Below are 14,940 nucleotides of genomic sequence, written 5' to 3'. Positions count from 1 at the left end.
CGGGCGGGGCGATCGGATCCGGGCGGGCGGTCGGGGTGAGGCGGCCGGATCCGGACGGCGGTCAGATCCGGGTCACCGAGGAGACCGGCATCATGCCGACGGGGTCGTAGCGGATCGGGGCGCCCGGGTAGGGGGCGTGGATGACCTGGCCGTTGCCCACGTACATGGCGATGTGGCTGGCGTCGGCGCGGTAGGCGACCAGGTCGCCGGGCCGGGCCTGGGAGAGGGGGACCATGCGGCCCGCGTACCGCTGGGCCTGCGAGGTACGGGGCAGGCTCACCCCGGCCTGGGCGTAGGCCCACTGCATGAGCCCCGAACAGTCGAAGCCGGAGGGCCCGTTGGCGCCCCACACGTACGGCTTGCCGAGCGCCTGGTGGACGGCGGCCACGGCGGACACCGCACGGCCCGAGCCGGGGGCGGTGCCCGGGAGGCCGGGCGCGGCGTCGGGGGCGGCGTCGCGGCCGGGGCCGGAGCGCGAGGCCCGGTCGAAGGCGGCGCGGTCCTCGGCCGGCAGGGAGTTCAGCAGCTGCCGGGCCTGGCGGAGCTTGGCCTCGACGGTCCGTTTGTGGCGGGCGACGACGGCCCGGTCGCGCTCCAGCTCGGTGAGGGCGCGGGTGGCCTCGGCGCGGGTCTGCGCGACACCGCGCTGGGCGTGCCGGAGCTTGTCCAGGGTCAGCGCCTGACGGGCGCCGGCCCGGTCGAGGGCCGCGGCCCGCTCCAGGTAGGTGTCCGGGTCGGAGGAGAGCAGCAGGGCGAGCGCCGGGTCGATGGAGCCGGTGCGGTACTGGGCGCCCGCCATCGCACCGAGCGCGTCGCGCATCCGGTTGACGGCTTCCTGGCCCCGGGCCGTGGCGTCCTGGGCCCGGTCCGCCTCGCCGCGCAGCCGCTCCACCCGCTCACCGGCCTCGTTGTAGAGCTCGGTGGCCTGCTCGGCCTCGCCGTAGAGCCGGTCGACGGCCGCCTTGGCGCTCGCGCGGGTGTCCTTCGGGTCGGCGCCGGCCGGGGTTCCGGCCAGGGTCACGGCCGCGGTGGCGGCGACCGCCGACACGGCCGTGACGCGGACGCTCCGATTGAGGCCGGACTGTGTGGGACGGCGATGGGACACCACAGGAAGCCGCACTCCCTTCCGCTGACGCAGTTGACGCGTAACGCGCGGCCCCTGCCGCCCGGGAGGGGCGGACCGACGAGCGGGAGCCGCACAGCAGCCAGACAGTAATCGGACGACTACCGGGCGGCCAAAGACCTCGCCGGTGGCGGAAGCGGCGTCGAACACCGCTGCCCCGCCGGTGACCTCGGTCTCCGGCGGGGCAGGGCGTCAGCTTGGGGTGAGGCGATTCCCTCGTTCGGGCGTCGTTCTCGGCGTGCTCCGCGTCAGACGCGGACGCCGAACTGGAAGGTGCCCATGTAGTCCATCGACTCGTAACGGACGACGGTGCCCGGCTTCGGGGCGTGCAGGACCTGGTTGTTGCCGGCGTAGAAGCCGACGTGCGCCAGGCCGTTGAAGAAGACCATGTCGCCCGGCCTCAGCTGGCTGCGGCCGATCTTCACGCCGTCGTTCTGCTGGGTGTACGTGGTCCGGCTGATGTTGACACCGGCCTGGGCGAAGGCCCACTGGGTCAGCCCGGAGCAGTCGTAGGAGTTGGGGCCCGAACCGCCGGAGACGTACGGCTTGCCGAGCTGGGTGGCGGCGGCGCTGAGGGCGGCGGCGCCACGGTTGGAGGCGGGGGCCTCGTTGCCGAGGGAGGGGGTGCTGCTCCCGGTGCTGAGCTGGACCCGCTCGCTGGTGGCGCGGCTGGCGCGCTCCTTGGCCGCCTCCTCCTCCTGGACCTTCGCCCGCTCGGCGGCGGTCAGGCTGTTGAGCAGCCGCTGCGCGTCGGCCAGCTTGCCCTGGTACTTCTTCTTGTTCTCGCCGAGCGCCTTGCGGACGTCGGCGAGGTCGCCGAGCTTGTCCTGGGCCTCCTTGCGCTGCTGGGCGAGGGTGCGCTGCTTGGCCTGGATCTTCTGCAGCGACTCCGTCTGCTTGACCGTCAGCTGGTCGAGCGCGGAGGCCTGGTCGAGGAAGCTGTCCGGGTCCGAGGCGAGGAAGAGGGCGATCGAGGGGTCGATGCCGCCGGAGCGGTACTGCGCGGTGGCGATGGAACCCAGCTCGCCGCGCAGGTCGTTGAGCTCGTCCTGACCCCGGGCGACCTTGTCCTGCAGCGCGTCGACCTGCTTCTTGAGCTTGTCCTGCTGCTCCTTGGCCCCGTTGTACTTCTCGGTGGCGGCCTCGGCCTCGTGGTAGAGCTTGTCGACCTTCGCCTTGACCTCGTTCGTGGTCGGCTTGGGGTCGGCGTGGGCGGCCTGGGAGGTCAGGGCCACGGCCGCAGCGGCGGTCGCGGTGAGCACGGTCACGCGGGTGCGGCTCGGCTGCTTGGGACGACGGTGGGACGCCACGAAGGCGAGCTCCTTCTTCCTCGAGCCGCCTACCGGGCTTGTGGGGGAATGAATCCCCGGCTCCGTGCAGATGACGGACTAGGCGGTTCCTTCACTGCCACCCCGGATGGGTGATCAACCGTGCGAAGGTTCGAGGCCTGACCCTAGTGACCATCTTGTGATCAGTTCAAATCCTCACAGGATTTTTCTTGTCACACCAGGCACTTCTTTACTCTCACCCCACCGCGTGTAGCGGCGACTTGACGGTACGTTCCCGGAAAAGCGGCAAGCCACACATCCGTCCCGCATGCGGCGCATCGACCTTTAGACGCGCGAAAGCCGCTTGAGAAGCAAAGCGGACGCAACGGGCCTGGCACCGGCCTTGGCCACCCCGTCCGCCACCTCGCGGTCGGTGGAGACGACCACGACGGGCCGTCCCGGCGGTTCCGCGCGGGCCAGTTGACGGATCAGCTCGTCCGCGGTGACCCCCGCCTTGCTGAACAGCACCCGCACCCCGCGCGGCGGCGCGAGCAGCACCGGAGCGGCCAGTTCGGCGCCGTCGAAGACACAGGTCATCTCGGCGCCGGTCTGCGCGGCGAGCACCGAGAGGCCGCCCAGCAGCCGCAACCGCTGCTTCTCCAGCGGCATCTGGGGATAGCCGGTCTTGGTGACGTTGTAGCCGTCCACGATGAGATGCGCCTGCGGCAGCGCCAGCAGCTGGTCGAGCAGCGCCGGGTCCGTCTCGGAAAGCGCCCTGGCGGCAATGTCCTTGGGCGACATCCGGCCCGGCTCCACCGCGTCCACGCTGTCGGCCGGGCGGGCCGTCAGCGGGGGCAGGGCCAGCTCGCGCCGGAGCCCCGAGGCCGCGTCCAGCACGGTGTCCAGGAGCAGCCGCAGCCGCATGTCCTCCACCGAGCGGCCCTCGCGGGCGGCCCGCCGGCTCGCCTCCAGGGCGGCCTCGGCCTCGCCCAGCCGCCCTTTGAGCCGCCGCGACTCGCTCTCGGCGGCGGAGAGCTGCACGGCGGCCTCCGCCCGTACGGCGTCGGTCTCGGCGGTGCCGCGGCGCAGGGCGGCCTCCCCCCGCTTCACCTCGCTCAGCGCGGAGCGCAGCTTGCGGTGGAGCGACTCGGACTCCTTGCGGGCCGCGTCCAGCTCGGCGCGCAGCCGCTCGGTCTCGCTACGGGTGTGGGCGCGCGCCCGCTCCAGCTCCTCGCGCAACCGCGCCAGCTCGCGCCGGGTCTCCTCGTCCACCCGCTCCGCGTCGGCCCGCTGGACCTCCTCGCCGGCCGCCTCGACCAGCTTGACCCAGCCCGCCGGGCGCAGCACATAGGCGGCGGCGGCCACATCGACGGGGTCGGCGGCCGCGGGCGGCGACCCCGCCTCCAGCGCACCGGCCAGCTCCGGCTGAGCCTGGCTCAGCCGCTCGCCGATGCGCTGCCGGAAGAGCAGGTCGCCCTCCAGGGCGGCGGCCATCGCGTTCCCGGCGAACTTGGCCCGCCGGCTCGGGGTGAACCGGGCGTACTGCCGCAACTGGGCGGGCAGTTCGGCCACGGTCAGGCCGCCGAAGGCGTCCGAGACCAGGGCGACGACCCGCCGCCGTACGCCTTCGGGCAGCGGGCGGCCGAGCGCCTCTGCACCGCCGTCGGCCGCGTCGGCCGGTTCGGCGCCGCTGGTCGGCTGATCCACCGTCCGTCACCCCATAGATATGTCTGTCGGTGCGCTCCCTCAGGAGGCGGCACCCGGCCTGTCCACCAGTTCGATCTGGTCCACCGCGTTGCACCAACGACAGCGGACCGACTCGATGGTCTCACTGACCACCTCCCGCTCCTCGACACTGGACTCACCGGCCAGGTCGAGATGGACGTACTCCACGACCTTGGAGGACCGCGTCACGTCGAAGCGCGTGAGATTGCCGCACAGGGTGCAGCGCCAGCGGGTCCCGTCGGTCGGCAGGGGAACCGTCGTCATCGTTGCGTCCTCTTTCGTCGTCTCCGACAGCGCGCGCCGGGCGTGCCGTCGCGTCGCTTCCTGTCCTGCGTCAAGGATCTCGCGGTGCGCCGTCGAACTGCGGAAGTCCTGGCGTAACCCTACGGCCTCGCGTACAGGCACCGGCACGGCGAGGCGCTCCGCCCTGTTCCCCCCGGTACGTCATGCTCTGTACATGATCGACGGGCGGCGGATCGACTGGCGGGCCACGACCAGGAGGGTCCGGGGCAGCGCGGCGGGCGGGGCGCCGGTGACGTACGGGCTGATCACGCTGTGCTGCGCCATCTTCCTGATCAGCCCCCTGGCCGGGTTCGGCGCCTCGTACGGGAGCCAGGACGCGCTGCTCGCCGCGCAGGCCGGGTACTTCGAGCGGTGGGGGGTGATCCCGGCCGAGCTGTGGCAGGGCTCCGCCCGCGCCCTGTTCACGCCGTTCACCGCGCTGTTCGTGCACGGCAGTTGGCTGCACCTGCTGGGCAACCTGCTCTTCCTGTACGTGTTCGGGGCGATGGCCGAGGAGCGCATGGGCCGGGTGCGGTTCGCCCTCTTCTACGTGGGGTGCGGCTACCTGGCGCTGGTCTGTTACGCGGCGGTGCACGCGGACTCGGGGCAGACGCTGGTCGGCGCCTCGGGCGCGATCTCGGGGGTGCTCGGCGCCTTCCTCTTCCTGTTCCCGAAGACCCGGGTGACCAGCCTGTTCCCGTTCCTCTTCTTCCTGCCGCTGCGCTTTCCCGCCTGGATCGTGCTGGTCTTCTGGTTCGGGCTCCAGTGGGCGGCAGCCCAGACCGCGGACGCCGGGCCGGGGGTGGCGTATCTGGCGCATGTGGCGGGGTTCGCGGCGGGGTTCCTCTACGCCTGGGGGCGTTGTCGGGGAAGGGCCGGGGCCTTCCGGCCCGATCCGGAGGGAAGGCCATAGAGTGAGGGTTCCAGCCACGGCCACCGAGGGAGACAGCCAGCCGTGATCACCGCGATCGTGCTCATCAAGACCAGCGTGGACCGGATTCCGGAGATCGCCGAGGCCATCGCCGCGCTGGACAGCGTCAGCGAGGTCTTCTCCGTCACCGGCACCTACGACCTGATCGCCATGGTCCGGGTCGCCCGGCACGACGACCTGGCCGACATCATCCCCGGCCGGATCAGCAAGATCCCGGGCGTCGAGGGCACCGACACCCACGTGGCGTTCCGCACGTACTCCCAGCACGACCTGGAAGCGGCGTTCGCCATCGGCCTCGACGCGTGACACCGGGCTTCTCGGCCGGGGAGGGGCAGCGCGCCCGTCCCCGGCCGAGGTGTTTCCCGAGGCTCAGACCTGGGCGGCCGTGCCCCGGTCCGGGACGCAGCGGCCGTCCTCGGTGCGGTACTTCCACCGGGCGCCCTCGCGGACCAGCTCGGTGACCGCACGCAGGAACCGCTCGATGTGCTCGTCCGGCGTACCGGCTCCGAAGCTGACCCGGATGGCGTTGAGGGACCGCTCGCCCGGCTCTCCCTCCGGCGCGCCGCACTCGCCCGGGTCCTGCGGGTCGCTGCCCAGGAGGGTGCGCACCAGCGGGTGGGCGCAGAAGAGGCCGTCGCGGACGCCGATGCCGTACTCCGCGGAGAGGGCGGCGGCGAAGTGCGAGCTGTTCCAGCCGCGCACCACGAAGGAGATGACGCCGACCCGGGGGGCGTCGTCGCCGAAGAGCGAGAGCACCTTCACCTCGGGGACCTCTGCGAGCCCTGCGCGGACCCGGCCCACCAGCTCCTGCTCACGGGCGACCAGGGAGTCGAAGCCCGCCTCGGTCAGGGCCTTGCAGGCGGAGGCGATGGAGTAGACCCCGATGACGTTGGGCGAACCGGCCTCGTGGCGGGCGGCCGTGGTGTGCCAGTCGACGTCCACGCCGCCGTCCGCGCGCCGGGCCACCTTGCGGGAGGCGCCGCCGCCGGCGAGGTAGGGCTCGGCCGCCTGGAGCCAGTCGGCGCGGCCGGCGAGGACCCCGGAGCCGAAGGGCGCGTACAGCTTGTGGCCGGAGAACGCGACCCAGTCGACGTCCAGTTCGGCGATGTCCACGGGGTGGTGCGGGGCGAGCTGGGCGGCGTCCAGGACGATCCGGGCGCCGTGCGCGTGGGCGGCGGCGGCCAGCTCCTGGACCGGCCACAGCTCACCGGTCACGTTGGAGGCGCCGGTGACGCAGACCAGCGCGGGGCCGTAGGGATCGCGGTCGGCCAGCGCCCGCTCCAGGGTCTCCACCGCCTGGCCCGGGGTGCGGGGCGCGTCGAGGTAGGTGACCTGGGCGTCGCGCCAGGGCAGCAGGGAGGCGTGGTGCTCGGTCTCGTAGACGAAGACCCGGCAGTCCGCCGGGATCGCGGCGGCCAGCAGGTTGAGGGAGTCGGTCGTCGAACGGGTGAAGACCACCTGGTCGTCCGCGCGGCAGCCGAGGAACTCCGCGACGGTGCGGCGGCTGTTCTCGAAGAGGTCGGTGGAGAGCTGCGAGAGGTATCCGGCACCGCGGTGGACGCTGCCGTAGTACGGGGCGTACGCGGCGACGTCGTCCCAGACCCGCTGGAGGGCCGGGGCGCTGGCGGCGTAGTCGAGTGCGGCGTAGGTGACTTCACCGCCGGTGACAAGCGGAACGGTGACATCCTGCCCCAGAACGGGCAGCGGGGCACAGACCGACGGGTCGATGGCAGCGGTGGAGACAGACATGGCGAACTCCCGTAAGAGGCAGGCGAGATCCGTGCGCCGGCGGATACGCGGCAGCGCAGGGGAAGGGTGGGAAAAGAGGGTGCGCGGAAGAAGGGCGGTCAGCCCGGGGCTCGGAAAGCCCGGGGACGAGCCCTAACGCATTCGCTTGCTCACAAGAGGCTCCCTAGGGACCAGGACCCCGGGGGCTGGCGTCCACTGGACGCCGAGGGGCCCGCGCTTGCCGCAGACCTCGCTGCCTACGGCCTGGTCTTCACCCGGGGCACCCCGCCACGGACGGAGGGTTGCCGGACAGCGGGCCGGGGCCGTAGTCGCTGTCACTCATGACCTGCGCAGCATCTTGCCATACGTACGCACACACGCAAGGGCGCAGTCCGTCATCCGGACTGCGCCCTGCGTCACATCACGGGTACGTTCAGGCGTTGCTCGCCGCCACCCACCGCTCCAGCGCCCCCTTGGCCGCACCGGAGTCGACGGCCTCCGCCGCGACGAGCATCTTCGCCGCGATCCGCTCGGTCAGCGTGCCGGGCCCCGGGTCGAGCGCGACCAGCGCCGCCGCCGAGTTGAGCAGCACCGCCTCGCGCACCGCGCCGCCCTCGCCGTCCAGCAGCCGGCGGGCCACATCGGCGTTGTACGAGGCGTCGGCGCCGCGCAGGGCCTCGACGGGGACGATCGGCAGCCCGACGTCGCGCGGGTCGAAGGGCTCCTCGCGCACCGTGCCCTCGTGGACCACCCAGACCCGCGAGGTGGCGGTGGTCGTCAGCTCGTCGAGCCCGTCGTCCCCGCGGAAGACGAGGGCCGAGTTGCCCCGCTCGGCGAGCACACCCGCGACGATGGGCGCCATCCTGGCGTCGGCCACCCCGATGGCCTGCGAGCGCACCTGGGCCGGGTTGGTCAGGGGGCCCAGGATGTTGAACGTGGTCTGCGCCCCGAGTTCTCGGCGGGCCTTGGCGGCGTACCGCAGGGCGGGGTGGAACTTCACGGCGAAGCAGAAGGTGATGCCCGCCGCCTCGGCGACCTCCACCACCCGCTGCGGGGTCAGCTCCAGGTTGACGCCGAGCTTCTCCAGCACGTCGGAGGAGCCGCTCGCCGACGAGGCGGCCCGGTTGCCGTGCTTGACGACCTTCGCGCCGGTCCCGGCGATGACGATCGCGGACATGGTCGAGATGTTGACCGTCTTGGCGAGGTCGCCGCCGGTGCCCACGATGTCGACGGTGCGGCCCGGTACGTGGATGGTGTTGGCGTGCGCGTACATCGCGCGCACCAGCCCGGTGACCTCCTCCACGGTCTCGCCCTTGGCCCGCAGCGCGACCGCGAAGCCGGCGATCTGCGCGTCGGTCGCCTCGCCGCTCATGATGCGGTCCATCGCCCAGGCCGTCTCCTCGGAGGAGAGGTTCTCACCACGCAGCAGGGGGTTCAGCAGGCCGGGCCAGGAACGGTCCGCCACGCTGTCGCCGCCGCTCGGGGTCACAACGTTCATGGTCCGCTCCAGGGGGTCCACAGCCGGTAGGGATACGGCTCCACCCTATCCAGCCACCGGGACAGCGAAGAGCCCCGTCCATCGGATGGACGGGGCTCCTGCTGTGGCGATCAGTTCAGCTGATCAGTGGTGGCCGTGGCCGTCGCTGATCTCCTTGTACTCCTCCGCGGTGGGCTTGGCGATCTGGTTGTCCTCGCCGAAGTAGCCCTTGCTGAGCTTGGCCCGCACCTTCTGGAGAGGGGAGATCTTGCGCTTGACGCCGTTCTCGTCGACCTCGGGGCCCAGTTCGAGCGGCTTGTACTGCTCGTGCGCGGTGAGCGTGTGCAGCTGCCCCTGCGAGAGCGGCTCGTGGATCTCCACGAACTCACCGTGCGGCAGGCGCTTGATGATGCCGCTCTCGCGACCGTGCAGCACCTTCTCCTTGTCACGGCGCTGGAGGCCGAGGCAGATCCGCTTCGTGACGATGAACGCGATGACCGGTCCGACGAAGAAGAAGATCCGGACGAACCAGGAGATGGCGTTGATCGACAGATGGAAGTGCGTGGCCCACAGGTCGTTACCACCGCCGACGAGGCCGATGAAGTACGCCGTGATCCAGGCGACGCCGAGTCCCGTACGGGTCGGGGCGTTGCGCGGGCGGTCCAGGATGTGGTGCTCGCGCTTGTCGCCGGTGATCCACGACTCGATGAACGGATAGACCGCCGGCAGCGAGAGCACCAGGCCGAAGAGGACCAGCGGGATGAACACGCCCAGGTTGAGCGTGTGACCCCAGAAGACGATCTCCCAGCCCGGCATCACACGGACCAGCCCCTCGGCGAAGCCCATGTACCAGTCGGGCTGTGCACCGGTGGACACCTGGTCCGGGCGGTACGGTCCCAGCGCCCAGATCGGGTTGATCGTGGCGATGGCCGAGATGATCGCGATGATGCCGAAGACCAGGAAGAAGAAGCCTCCGGCCTTCGCCATGTAGACCGGCATCAGCGGCATGCCGACGACGTTCTTGTTCGTCTTGCCCGGACCCGCGAACTGCGTGTGCTTGTGGTAGAAGACCAGGATCAGGTGGGCCACCAGCAGCCCGAGCATGATGCCCGGCAGCAGCAGGATGTGGATCGAGTAGAACCGGGCCACGAAGTCGTGGCCGGGGAACTCGCCGCCGAACAGGAACATCGAGATGTACGTACCGACGATCGGCACGGACAGGATCGCGCCCTGGGTGAAGCGGACACCCGTACCGGAGAGCAGGTCGTCCGGGAGGGAGTAGCCGGTGAAGCCGGTGAACATGCCCAGCACGAAGAGCAGGAACCCGAACAGCCAGTTGACCTCGCGCGGCTTGCGGAAGGCGCCCGTGAAGAAGACGCGCATCATGTGCACGAACATGGCCGCCAGGAAGATCAGCGCGCCCCAGTGGTGGATCTGCCGCACGAGCAGACCACCGCGGACCTCGAAGCTGATCTTCAGCGTGGAGGCGTAGGCCTCCGACATCAGGATGCCCTGCATGGGCTCGTACGGGCCGTGGTAGACGACCTCGGTCATGCTCGGCTGGAAGAACAGCGTCAGATACACACCCGTGAGGATGATGATGATGAAGCTGTAGAGCGCGACCTCACCGAGCATGAAGGACCAGTGGTCCGGGAAGATCTTGCGCATGTTGGCCTTGGCCAGGCCGTAGATGCCCAGCCGGCCGTCCGCCCAGTCGGCGACCCGCTCGCCCGCGGGTGCCTTGCGCTGTCCCGCCTGGTCGGCGGGCGGGGTTGTTGTCGCAGTACTCATCCGCGCTCCCAGAAGGAAGGGCCGACGGGCTCGTCGAAGTCACCGAGCGCCTCGAGGTTGCCCTCGCTGTTCACGCCGATCCGCAGCTGCGGGAGAGCGTGGCCGGCCGGACCGAAGATGACGCGGGCGCCGTCGGAGAGGTCGAAGGTGGACTGGTGGCACGGGCAGAGCACGTGGTGTGTCTGCTGCTCGTACAGGCTGATCGGGCAGCCGACGTGGGTGCAGATCTTGGAGAAGGCCACGATGCCCTCGTGGGCCCAGTCGCGCTGGCGCTTGTCCTTGATGTCGTCCGGCTCGATGCGGACGATCATCAGGGCGGCCTTGGCGATCTGCGAGAGGAAGTCGTGCGACTCCTCCTCCAGCCCCTCGGGCTTGGCGAAGGTCAGCGACCCCACGGGGACGTGCTCGGGACGCAGCGGCTCGCCCGTGTTCATGTTGACGAGCAGCTTGCCCTTGGCCCACATCGTGGTCCGGAGCTTCTTCTCCGGGAGCGGACCGAGGTCGCGCAGCAGCACCACGCCGGAGAGCGGCACCAGGGCCAGCGCACCGAAGAGGGTCGTGCGGATGAGCTTGCGGCGGCCGATCGCGGACTCCTCGGCACCGGCCTTGAAGTCGGCGAGGACCTTGGCCTTGACCTCGGGGGTCGCCTCGATCGGGTGCCGCTCGTCCGCGACCTCGACGTCGGACATCAGAGTGCGCGCCCAGTGGACGGCGCCCGCGCCGATGAAGAAGAGCGCGAAGCCGAGCGTCAGTCCCAGGGAGAAGTTGAGCGGACTCACATGGCCGAAGGGCCAGATGTAGACGATCTTGTCCACCGGGAAGATGACGTACGAGGCGATGAAGCCCACCGTCGACAGCATCGAGAGGAGGAACATGAACGCGACGGCCCGCTCCGAGCGGTTCGCGGCGCGTTCGTCGAGGTCCTGGATGCGCGGCTTGTGGGCCGGCAGCCCCGGGTCGGCGAACGGGTCGTCCGTACCCTCCACCGCGCCGTGCGCGGTCTCCTGCACTACGGGCAGGTTGTCTTCTGGAATCTGTTGGCTACTCATGACTTCTTGGCCTTAGCGGTGTGGGCCGCGACCCAAACGGCGGATGCGACGAGCGCGCCGAGTCCGAAGATCCAGGCGAAGAGGCCCTCACTGACCGGGCCCAGACCGCCGAGGGAGAGGCCACCGGGGCTTGCCGTCTCATCACCGTTCACGGTCTGGATGTACGCGATGATGTCCTTCTTCTCCTGCTCCGGCATGATCGTGTCGGGGAAGGAGGGCATGCTCTGCGGGCCGGTCTGCATGGCCTCGTAGATGTGCTTCGGGCTCACGCCTTCGAGGGCCGGGGCGTACTTGCCGTTGGTCAGCGCGCCGCCCTTGCCCGTGAAGTTGTGGCACTGGGCGCAGTTGTTGCGGAACAGTTCGCCACCCTTGGCGATGTTCGCGCCGGCCGGGTCGACCTGCTTGTCGGTCGGCGTGATCGGACCGGCGCCGAGCGACGCGACGTACGCCGCCAGCTGGTCGATCTGCGCCTGGGTGTAGATGACCTTCTTCTTCGGTACCTGGGCGCCCGGCTGCTGCGCGGGCATACGGCCCGTACCGACCTGGAAGTCGACGGCGGCGGAGCCCACGCCCACGAGGGACGGCCCGTCGGTGGTGCCCTGACCGCCGGTTCCGTGGCAGCTGGCGCAGCCTACGGTGTAGAGCTTCTTGCCCTCGTCGATGGCGAGGGACTGGGCGGTTTCGTCGGCCTGCGCCTTACCCGCAGGCGCGAACGCGGCGTACAGCCCCCCGGTAGCCGCCAGCGCGAGGAGTAGTACGACGACCGCCGCCAGCGGATGGCGTCGTCGTGCGGAGAGCTTTTTCACGGATTACCCCGGTGTCAGGATCTTCTGCGTCGATGGTGGGTGGGTGCGAGCCCGGTTACTTGATCATGTAGATCGTTGCGAACAGGCCGATCCACACCACATCCACGAAGTGCCAGTAGTAGGACACGACGATGGCTGCGGTGGCCTGGTCATGGGTGAACCTCTTGGCTGCGTACGTCCTGCCGAGAACCAGCAGGAAGGCGATGAGACCGCCCACCACGTGCAGACCATGGAAGCCGGTGGTCAGGTAGAACACCGAGCCGTACGGGTCGGACGACAGGGAGAGCCCCGCCTCCTTGACCAGCTCGACGTACTCCAGGACCTGGCCACCGATGAAGATCGATCCCATCACGAACGTCACGATGAACCAGGTACGGAGCTTCTTCACATCGCCCCGCTCGGCGGCGAAGACGCCGAGCTGGCAGGTGAGTGAGGAGAGCACCAGGATCGTGGTGTTCGAGGCCGCGAACGGGAAGTTCAGATGACCGGCCATCTCCTTCCAGTATTCGGGTCCCATCACCGATCGAAGGGTGAAGTACATCGCGAAGAGGGCCGCGAAGAACATCAGCTCGGACGCCAACCAGATGATGGTTCCGACGCTGGTGAGGTTCGGTCGATTGACCGACGGGTGCGCGTGCCCGGTTTCTACTGTCGTTGCTGTCGCCACGACCGACATTATGTCGGTCGCTTATCCCGCCCTCACTCCGGGGGGTGCCGTTCGGTGTGTCAGTCCCGTGTGTCCTGCCCGAACGGCCCATCGAATCGGTGTCCTTACCGGTGCTGACGGCCGGTCGGTCGGAGTACGATCCGCCCATCGGTTCATGCCCCGAGAGCCCCGAAGACACAGATGTCACGGAGGAACAATGCAGGCGACCGCCACGGTCCTGGTCTACAGCGACGACGCCAACATCCGCGAGCAGGTGAAGCTGGCAGCCGGTCGCAGGCCCGCCGCCGACGTGCCACCGGTGCGGTTCCTGGAGTGCGCGACCCTTCCGGCCGTCCTGGCGGCGCTGGAGGGCGGTGGGGTCGACGTCTGCGTCCTGGACGGCGAGACGGCTCCCATCGGCGGCATGGGCGTCTGCCGGCAGATCAAGGACGAGATCTTCCGCTGCCCCCCGGTCCTCCTGCTGATCGGCCGCCCGCAGGACGCGTGGCTGGCCACCTGGAGCCGCGCGGAGGCCGCCGTGACGCTGCCGGTCGACCCGGTGGAGTTCGCGGACGCACTGGCCGCACTGCTGCGCGCCCGGCTCGCCGTGGAGGCCTGAGAGGCCCCTGCGGCCCTCTGAGGGGCGTCCCGCGTGGCGGGGCGCCCCTTGTGCGTGGTGTCAGACATGGGGGCGCAGCCGGGCGGCCCGGAGCGTCTGCGGGCTGTCCGGCACCCCTTCGCCGAGGGCGCTGCCCTTCTGCCACTTCTCCCAGGAGAGGTTCCAGTCGCCGAACCCGTTGCCGAACGGGGTCATGGTCTCCCCCGCGCTGCCGACGACCTTGACGATGTCGCCCTGGCGCACGGTGTCGAAGAACCACTGGGCGTTGCTCGTGCTCATCCCGGTGCAGCCGTGGCTGACGTTGGCGTTGCCCTGGGAGCCGGTGGACCAGGGCGCGGCGTGGACGTACTCGCCACTCCAGGTCACCCGGGTGGCCCAGTAGACCGGCAGGTCGTACGACTCCGAGGAGCCGGCGGCGATGCCGATGCTCTCCCCGCGCATCCGTACGAACTGCTCCTTGGCGAGGATCACCTTGACGCCGTTGCGGGTGGAGAAGCCGGGCTTGCCGGTGGTGACCGGAATGGTGTTGATCACTTCTCCGTTGCGCAGGACCGTCATGGTGTGGTCCCCGGCGTCGGTGATGGCCTCGATCCGGTCGCCGGTGGTGATCTTCAGGGGCTTGGCCTCGGCCCCGTAGAGGGCGTCGGCCACCTTGATGCCCGTCAGGTTGGAGCGGACCTCGATGGTGGCGTTGGCGGGCCAGAACTCCTGGGGCCGGTAGTGCAGCTTCTTGTCGTCGACCCAGTACCAGGAGCCGGTGACGGCCGGGGTGGAGCGGACCTTCAGGGCGCGCTCGACGGTGGCCCTGGACGCCTTGTCGGTGACCGGAGCGCTGAGTTCCGCCGTGATGGGCTGTCCGACGCCGTAGGTGCCCGCCTGCGGGCCGAAGGCGACCTTCAGCAGCCTCTTGGGCGAGGAGGTGTCGAAGGAGAGCGTACGGACGCCGGGAGCGCCGTCCGCGCTCTCGGTGGAGACCCTGACGGTGTATCCGGTGCCGGCCGCCAGTGGGGCGGTGGAGCGCCACCGCCTGCCGTCGGCGGAGAGCTCGCCCGCCAGGTGGCGGCCGCCCGTGTCCACGGCGCTGACGTCCGTGATGCGGCTGTCGTCCCCCTTGACCGTGACTTCCAGGGGTTTGTCGGGGTCGGCCTTCCGGTTCTTGGAGGGGCCGTTGAAGGCGACCTGGTCCCCGGCGTCGTACGGCTTCGTCGACAGCGGGTGCCCGTCAGGCTCGCCACAGGCGGTCGCACCCGCGCCGAGGGTCACGACCAGCAGAGTGCAGCTCACTACGGTGCGGATGCGCGGCGTGTGGTTCATGAACTCAACGTAAGAAGATTCATCCGATCCAGCGCGTTGTGTGACTGCAAACGAGCGAGGGGCCCGCGTCGCTCCGGGCGACGCGGGCCCCACGGGGGGTGGTGCGGGAGATCGGAAGAGCGTCGTGGTGGGAAAGAGTGTGAGATGGTAGGGGTAGAAATGGGGGGGCGCCGGGTCAGTT

General features: G+C 70.2%; 13 protein-coding genes, 1 pseudogene and 1 riboswitch. Of the genes and pseudogenes, 3 read left to right on the top strand and 11 right to left on the bottom strand.

The window, feature by feature from the left end; translation table 11 throughout:
- Positions 1-61: 61 nt before the first annotated feature.
- The 4 genes from AB0917_RS15915 to AB0917_RS15900 all read right to left on the bottom strand — a co-directional run bounded on the left by AB0917_RS15915 (position 62) and on the right by AB0917_RS15900 (position 4,380).
- Complete coding sequence (locus tag AB0917_RS15915; RefSeq protein ID WP_366820121.1) at positions 62-1,108, bottom strand: C40 family peptidase; 1,047 nt, start codon at positions 1,106-1,108, stop codon at positions 62-64.
- A gap of 263 nt (positions 1,109-1,371) precedes the next feature.
- Complete coding sequence (locus tag AB0917_RS15910; RefSeq protein WP_366820119.1) at positions 1,372-2,433, bottom strand: NlpC/P60 family protein; 1,062 nt, start codon at positions 2,431-2,433, stop codon at positions 1,372-1,374.
- Positions 2,434-2,736: 303 nt separating this feature from the next.
- A complete protein-coding gene (locus tag AB0917_RS15905) occupies positions 2,737-4,098 on the bottom strand; it encodes an NYN domain-containing protein (protein WP_366820118.1) in 1,362 nt (453 codons plus the stop codon).
- Positions 4,099-4,137: 39 nt separating this feature from the next.
- Positions 4,138-4,380: a hypothetical protein gene (locus AB0917_RS15900; RefSeq protein ID WP_015608051.1), complete on the bottom strand. Its 243-nt coding sequence runs from the start codon at positions 4,378-4,380 to the stop codon at positions 4,138-4,140.
- 193 nt (positions 4,381-4,573) lie between these two features.
- Between AB0917_RS15900 and AB0917_RS15895 the strand changes: the two are divergent.
- Positions 4,574-5,357, top strand: a pseudogene (locus AB0917_RS15895) (rhomboid family intramembrane serine protease).
- A complete protein-coding gene (locus AB0917_RS15890) occupies positions 5,354-5,635 on the top strand; it encodes an Lrp/AsnC ligand binding domain-containing protein (RefSeq protein ID WP_073218007.1) in 282 nt (93 codons plus the stop codon). Before AB0917_RS15895 ends, AB0917_RS15890 begins: the two are co-directional and overlap by 4 nt.
- A gap of 63 nt (positions 5,636-5,698) precedes the next feature.
- On the opposite strand, the gene AB0917_RS15885 is transcribed toward AB0917_RS15890, so the two are convergent.
- The 6 genes from AB0917_RS15885 to AB0917_RS15860 form a co-directional block, all read right to left on the bottom strand.
- Positions 5,699-7,078: an aminotransferase class V-fold PLP-dependent enzyme gene (locus AB0917_RS15885; protein ID WP_366820117.1), complete on the bottom strand. Its 1,380-nt coding sequence runs from the start codon at positions 7,076-7,078 to the stop codon at positions 5,699-5,701.
- A gap of 208 nt (positions 7,079-7,286) precedes the next feature.
- Positions 7,287-7,404: riboswitch (SAM riboswitch) on the bottom strand.
- An 86-nt stretch (positions 7,405-7,490) separates the two neighbouring features.
- Positions 7,491-8,555, bottom strand: coding sequence for an anthranilate phosphoribosyltransferase (gene trpD / locus AB0917_RS15880; protein ID WP_366820116.1), 1,065 nt, complete (start codon positions 8,553-8,555; stop codon positions 7,491-7,493).
- 123 nt (positions 8,556-8,678) lie between these two features.
- Positions 8,679-10,325, bottom strand: coding sequence for a cytochrome bc complex cytochrome b subunit (locus tag AB0917_RS15875; protein WP_366820115.1), 1,647 nt, complete (start codon positions 10,323-10,325; stop codon positions 8,679-8,681).
- Positions 10,322-11,374: a Rieske 2Fe-2S domain-containing protein gene (locus AB0917_RS15870; protein ID WP_366820114.1), complete on the bottom strand. Its 1,053-nt coding sequence runs from the start codon at positions 11,372-11,374 to the stop codon at positions 10,322-10,324. The genes AB0917_RS15875 and AB0917_RS15870 overlap by 4 nt, the downstream gene beginning before the upstream one ends.
- Positions 11,371-12,180 carry a c-type cytochrome gene (locus tag AB0917_RS15865; protein ID WP_366820113.1) on the bottom strand — a complete coding sequence of 270 codons (810 nt, stop codon included), beginning with the start codon at positions 12,178-12,180 and terminating at the stop codon, positions 11,371-11,373. Before AB0917_RS15865 ends, AB0917_RS15870 begins: the two co-directional genes overlap by 4 nt.
- Before the next feature lie 55 nt (positions 12,181-12,235).
- Entirely contained in the window at positions 12,236-12,856 is a 621-nt protein-coding gene (locus AB0917_RS15860; RefSeq protein ID WP_084745487.1) for a heme-copper oxidase subunit III, read from the bottom strand.
- A gap of 187 nt (positions 12,857-13,043) precedes the next feature.
- Between AB0917_RS15860 and AB0917_RS15855 the strand changes: the two genes are divergently transcribed.
- On the top strand, positions 13,044-13,445 hold the full coding sequence (locus AB0917_RS15855; RefSeq protein WP_366820112.1) for a hypothetical protein: 402 nt from the start codon (positions 13,044-13,046) through the stop codon (positions 13,443-13,445).
- 60 nt (positions 13,446-13,505) lie between these two features.
- Here the strand turns inward: AB0917_RS15855 and AB0917_RS15850 are convergent, their stop codons facing one another.
- Positions 13,506-14,759 carry an Ig-like domain-containing protein gene (locus AB0917_RS15850; RefSeq protein ID WP_366820111.1) on the bottom strand — a complete coding sequence of 418 codons (1,254 nt, stop codon included), beginning with the start codon at positions 14,757-14,759 and terminating at the stop codon, positions 13,506-13,508.
- Positions 14,760-14,940: the final 181 nt, after the last annotated feature.

Origin of the sequence: Streptomyces sp. NPDC007346 (assembly GCF_040703535.1) — a bacterium.
GTDB lineage: Bacteria > Actinomycetota > Actinomycetes > Streptomycetales > Streptomycetaceae > Streptomyces.
The sequence above is the reverse complement of the archived record's forward strand: the minus strand, read 5'-3'. Positions and strand labels throughout refer to the sequence as shown.

What these genes read in the sequence shown, in the direction of transcription:
- AB0917_RS15900 (WP_015608051.1), bottom strand. Translation starts at nt 4,380, where the DNA reads ATGACGACGGTTCCCCTGCCGACCGACGGGACCCGCTGGCGCTGCACC.
- AB0917_RS15860 (WP_084745487.1), bottom strand. Translation starts at nt 12,856, where the DNA reads ATGTCGGTCGTGGCGACAGCAACGACAGTAGAAACCGGGCACGCGCAC.
- AB0917_RS15875 (WP_366820115.1), bottom strand. Translation starts at nt 10,325, where the DNA reads ATGAGTACTGCGACAACAACCCCGCCCGCCGACCAGGCGGGACAGCGC.
- AB0917_RS15885 (WP_366820117.1), bottom strand. Translation starts at nt 7,078, where the DNA reads ATGTCTGTCTCCACCGCTGCCATCGACCCGTCGGTCTGTGCCCCGCTG.
- AB0917_RS15855 (WP_366820112.1), top strand. Translation starts at nt 13,044, where the DNA reads ATGCAGGCGACCGCCACGGTCCTGGTCTACAGCGACGACGCCAACATC.
- AB0917_RS15850 (WP_366820111.1), bottom strand. Translation starts at nt 14,759, where the DNA reads ATGAACCACACGCCGCGCATCCGCACCGTAGTGAGCTGCACTCTGCTG.
- trpD (WP_366820116.1), bottom strand. Translation starts at nt 8,555, where the DNA reads ATGAACGTTGTGACCCCGAGCGGCGGCGACAGCGTGGCGGACCGTTCC.
- AB0917_RS15870 (WP_366820114.1), bottom strand. Translation starts at nt 11,374, where the DNA reads ATGAGTAGCCAACAGATTCCAGAAGACAACCTGCCCGTAGTGCAGGAG.